General features: G+C 70.2%; 6 protein-coding genes and 1 pseudogene. 3 read left to right on the top strand and 4 right to left on the bottom strand.

Going from position 1 to position 4,624, the window contains the following annotated elements; genetic code table 11:
• A pseudogene (locus ACYVE7_RS29500) lies at positions 1–323 on the top strand (2-phospho-L-lactate guanylyltransferase); the annotation flags it as partial.
• A 20-nt stretch (positions 324–343) separates the two neighbouring features.
• Positions 344–544, top strand: a complete 201-nt coding sequence (locus ACYVE7_RS29495; RefSeq protein ID WP_460369244.1) for a hypothetical protein — start codon at positions 344–346, stop codon at positions 542–544.
• A 52-nt stretch (positions 545–596) separates the two neighbouring features.
• Here ACYVE7_RS29495 and ACYVE7_RS29490 read toward each other — a convergent pair whose 3' ends face one another.
• From ACYVE7_RS29490 to ACYVE7_RS29475, 4 genes are all read right to left on the bottom strand, one after another.
• Complete coding sequence (locus ACYVE7_RS29490; RefSeq protein ID WP_460369242.1) at positions 597–875, bottom strand: HU family DNA-binding protein; 279 nt, start codon at positions 873–875, stop codon at positions 597–599.
• A 112-nt stretch (positions 876–987) separates the two neighbouring features.
• Complete coding sequence (locus ACYVE7_RS29485) at positions 988–1,212, bottom strand: SCO5555 family protein (protein WP_460369240.1); 225 nt, start codon at positions 1,210–1,212, stop codon at positions 988–990.
• A 22-nt stretch (positions 1,213–1,234) separates the two neighbouring features.
• Positions 1,235–2,956, bottom strand: a complete 1,722-nt coding sequence (locus ACYVE7_RS29480; protein WP_460369239.1) for a solute symporter family protein — start codon at positions 2,954–2,956, stop codon at positions 1,235–1,237.
• The gene (locus ACYVE7_RS29475) at positions 2,953–3,369 is read right to left on the bottom strand and encodes a DUF485 domain-containing protein (protein ID WP_460369237.1); all 417 of its coding nucleotides are present in this window, start codon (positions 3,367–3,369) and stop codon (positions 2,953–2,955) included. Before ACYVE7_RS29475 ends, ACYVE7_RS29480 begins: the two co-directional genes overlap by 4 nt.
• Positions 3,370–3,606: 237 nt before the next feature.
• Between ACYVE7_RS29475 and ACYVE7_RS29470 the strand changes: the two genes are divergently transcribed.
• Positions 3,607–4,624: TPM domain-containing protein (locus ACYVE7_RS29470; RefSeq protein ID WP_460369236.1), on the top strand; the 1,018-nt coding region annotated here is incomplete at its 3' end.

Raw genomic sequence — 4,624 nt, 5'->3', positions numbered from 1 at the left:
CGGCCGATCTTCCCGCGCTGCGTCCCGCGGAGCTGGGCCTGGCGCTGGACGCCGCGGCGGGCCATGACCGGGCGTTCCTGCCGGACCTCGCCGGGACGGGGACGACGCTCTACGCCGTCGCGGGCGGGGCCGCGTTCGAGCCGGCGTTCGGGGGGGCGTCCCGGGACCGGCACGCAGGACTCGGCGTCGCGGAGATCGTCCGGCCCGGGCTCGACTCGGTCCGGCGCGACGTCGACACCCTCGACGATCTGCTCCAGGCGCGGGAACTGGGGCTGGGGCCGCGGACGGAAGCGGTCGCCCGGCTGATCCTCGCCCACCGCTAGGGCTCCGTTAGGCTGCCCCCATGCAGGGAACCGTCAAGGACTTCGACCCGGCCACCCGCTCCGGCAGCGTCCTGCTGGACGACGGCTCCGAACTGCCGTACGGCACCGAGGCGTTCGACGCGGGCGGGCTGCGCCTGCTCCGCTTCGGCCAGCGCGTCAACCTCGCCCACGACGGCGCCGCGATCACCGCGATCACCCTGTCGACGCTCCCGCTGCCCTAGGCCTGAACACGAAAAAAGCCCGCCTCGGGTGAGGCGGGCCTTTCACGTGGTGCTACTTGCCGGCGACCAGGTTCTTGAAGTCGGCGCCGGCCTTGAACTTCGGCACCGAGGTCGCGGCGACCTCGATGGTCTTCCCCGTGGCGGGGTTCCGGGCCGTACGGGCGGGACGGTCCGCCTTCTCGAACGAGCCGAAACCGGTGATGGCGACCTTCTCGCCCTTTGCCACCGTCGTCTGGATCGTGTCGAGGATCGCGTCGACCGCCTCGGCAGCGTCTTTCTTGCTGCCGTTGAGGCGCTCGGCGATCGCGTCGACCAGCTCACGCTTGTTCATTGGGTTACTCCTCCGGTTCCCCCGTTGCGCCCCTGAAACTAAGGGCACGGGGGCACCGCCGCAATCACCGTTCGCCGAGTTTTCCCATGTCATGGCCGTAAGTTGGCCGGATTTACTGGGTTTCGCGGGGAATGTCGTCGAGGTCGGTGAGGAAGACCGTCAGCCGCCGCGCCGCCAGCTCGTGGTCGCGCTTGGCCAGATCGGTGATCGCGAGCAGATGCCGGTGCAGCCGCTGCCGGATCTCCTGCGGCAGCGGGGCGATCCGGCGGTGCGCCGTCCTGAGCTGGTCGGCGAGGAGGGTCAGGCCCGGGTCGTCCCAGCCCGGCTCATGGATCATCCCGCCATTGTCTCAGCCCGCGTCAGGCGGTCGTGGAGGTGGGTTGTTCCGTGCGCGGGGCGGGGGCCGTCGGACGGTGCGCGCCGATCCCGGTCAGGGACCGGACCGACAGCTCCTCGTAGTTCTCGCGGATCGGCCGCTCGCTGCTCAGCAGGGTGCCGAGGACCGCGCAGAGGAAGCCGAACGGGATGGAGACGATGCCGGGGTTCTCCAGCGGGAACCACGCGAAGTCGACCCCCTTCGGGAACAGCGACAGGCTCTTGCCCGTCACCGGGTCGACCTTCCCCGACACCACCGGCGAGAAGAACACCAGCAGGAACGAGCAGAGCAGCCCGCCGTAGATCCCGGCGACCACCCCCGACGCGGTGAACCGCTTCCAGAAGAACGACAGCACGATCACCGGCAGGTTCGCCGACGCCGCCATCGCGAACGCCAGCGCCACCAGGAACGCGACGTTCAGGTTCCGCGCCACCACCGCGAGGACGATCGCGAACGAGCCGATGAACAGCGCCGACACCCGCGCCACCGCGATCTCCTGCGACTCGCGGGGCCGGCCGAACATCAGCACATGGCCGAAGAAGTCGTGCGCGAGCGAGGTGGAGGAGGCCATGACCAGGCCCGACACCACCGCGAGGATCGTCGCGAACGCCACCGAGCCGACGAACGACAGCAGCAGATCGCCGCCGATGTCGCCGGCGAAGTGCCGGCCCAGCTCGTAGGCGAGCTGGAGGACCGCGGTGTTGCCGCCGGGGTCCTGCGCGACGATCTTGGCGTGCCCGACCAGGGCGGCCGCGCCGAAACCGAGCGCGAGGGTGCCCAGGTAGAAGATGCCGACCAGGGTGATCGCCCAGTTGACGGAGGTGCGGGCGGCCTTGGCGTCCGGGACGGTGTAGAAGCGGGCGACGATGTGCGGCAGGCCCACCATGCCGAGGATCAGGGCGAGCGCCAGCGACATGAAGTCGAGCTTGTTGATGATCGTCTGGTAGAGGTTCCCCTCGACGTCCTTGCCGTACTTGCTGCCCGGCTGGAGGAACCCGGCGGGTTTGGCGCTGCCGTCGGCGGCCTTGCCGAGCATGTCGCTGAGGTTGAAGCCGAACCGCGACAGCACCAGCACCGTCAGGACGACGCCGCTGGTCATCAGCATGACGGCCTTGATGATCTGCACCCAGGTGGTGGCCTTCATCCCGCCGAACATCACATAGGTGATCATCAGCAGTCCGACGCCGATGATGGTCATGGTGCGGGCGTCGGCGGCGGAGAAGCCCGCGTAGGTCTCGCCCGGGTGGATGCCGAGCAGCAGCACCACGACCGCGCCCGCGCCGACCATCTGGGCGAGCAGGTAGAACACCGAGACGGTGACGGTCGAGACCGCGGCGGCCGTCCGCACCTTCGGCTGGCGTTTCACCCGGTAGGCGAGGATGTCGGCCATCGTGAACCGGCCGGTGTTCCGCATCATCTCGACCATGAGCAGGGTCAGCAGCCAGGCGACCAGCCAGCCGACCGAGTACAGCACGCCGTCGTAGCCCGCGAGGGAGATGATGCCCGCGATGCCGAGGAACGAGGCGGCCGACATGTAGTCGCCGGCCAGGGCGATGCCGTTCTGGGTGCCGCTGAAACCGCGGCCTCCCGCGTAGAAGTCCTCGGCACCCTTGGTGTTCCTGCGCGCCCAGATCGTGATCCCCGCCGTGACGATGAGGAACAGGACGAACAGGCTCATCGTCAGCGACCTGCCGCTGCCGTTCATTTCTTCTCCCCCCACCAGGTCGGGTCGAGGCGGCGTTCGCCCGTCGCCCGCTGTGCCTCCGCCTGCATCCGCCGGTGCTCCGCCGCCACCCGCTCGTACTCGGCCTGCCGGAACTCGGCCTCCGTCCGGAGCTGTTCGGAGAGCGGATCGAGGTTCGCCCGCGCGAAACGCGTGTGGTAGTAGGCGATGAGGAAGGTGGAGAGGAACTGGAGGACGCCCAGCACCATGCCCACGTTGATGTTGCCGACGATGGGGTGCGACATGAAGTCGCGCGCGAACGCCGACAGGACGATGTAGACGAAGTACCACCCGATGAACACGACCACGACGGCCGCCACCCACCGCCTGAACCTGCCCCGCAGCAGCCGGAACTTCCGGTCGCTCGCTATTGAGGCGTAATACCGCCCGGCCATGCCCACTCCCTGGCGAGAACCACTCCGAGTAACCGACCAACTCCGTAACGAGATCAACGATAACCCTGCCCCACCCGAATTTTTGGCAAACACCGGAACCGGTAGCGCTGATCTCGTCACGTTCAGTTGGTTAAAGGGCGGTTTTGCCAGGACTTCGGTGGATTTTCCGGGGGGCGCGGGAAGGGGACCGGTGGGGGGGCAACAGCATGGGCGGGGGGGGGGGGGTGCGCGGCCGTCGTGGTCGTCGCGGTGATCGGCGGGGGCGCTCCGGGCGTCGCGGCCGAGCAGCCCGCGGCGCTACGGGGGCAGATCACCGATCCCGCCGGGGTGCTCGGGAGCAGGCGGGCCGACGTCCAGCGGGCGCTGGACCGGCTGAACGGCGAGCAGAACGTCCAGCTCTTCGTCGTCTATGTGAACGACTTCGCCGGGAGGAGCGCTTCGACCTGGGCCGACGAGACGGCCCGGTTGACGGGGATGGGGCGGCGGGATCTGCTGCTGGCCGTCGCGACCAAGGCCCGGCAGTACTACGTCTCGGCGGAGTCGGGGTTCCAGCTCTCCGACCAGCGGATCGACGACGTGGCCGCCGAATCCATCGAGCCGAGCCTCCAGGCGGGCGACTGGGCGGGCGCGGGGATCGGGGCGGCCGACGGGTTCCGGGTGGCGCTGGCCGGGGGCGGCTCCGGCTCGTCGGGGAGCGACGGGGCGCTGTTCTGGCTGCTGCCGCTCGGCGCGGTCGGGCTCGCGCCGGTGCCGCTGCTGCTGCGGCGCAGGCGCAAACACGCCGGGACGCCCGCGGGCCCTCCCCCACCGCCGCAGATCAGCCTGGACGAGCTGGACACGCGGGCCGGACGGCTGCTCGTCGCGACCGACGACGCCGTCAAGACCAGCACGCAGGAGCTCGGCTTCGCCGAAGCGCAGTTCGGGACGACCGCGATCGGGCCGTTCAGCGCGGCCGTGGCGTTCGCCCGCGAGCAGCTCACCGCCGCGTTCCGGCTCCGGCAGCGGCTCGACGACTCCCACCCGGAGGACGACGCCACCCGCAGAACCCTGCTGGAGGAGATCATCTCCCGGTGTGAGGAGGCCGACCGGCGGCTGGACCTCCAGGCCGCGGCGTTCGACCGGCTCCGCGATCTGGAGGCGAACGCGCCGCAGGTGCTGGCCGAGACCGTCACCGAGCACGACCGTCAGGCGGCGCGGGTGGATCCGGCGCGCGCCGACCTCGCCGGGCTGGCCGCGCTGTACCCGGCCGAGGCGT

It is taken from the genome of Actinocorallia lasiicapitis, from assembly GCF_054778695.1.
This window is presented reverse-complemented; position numbering and strand designations above follow the sequence as displayed.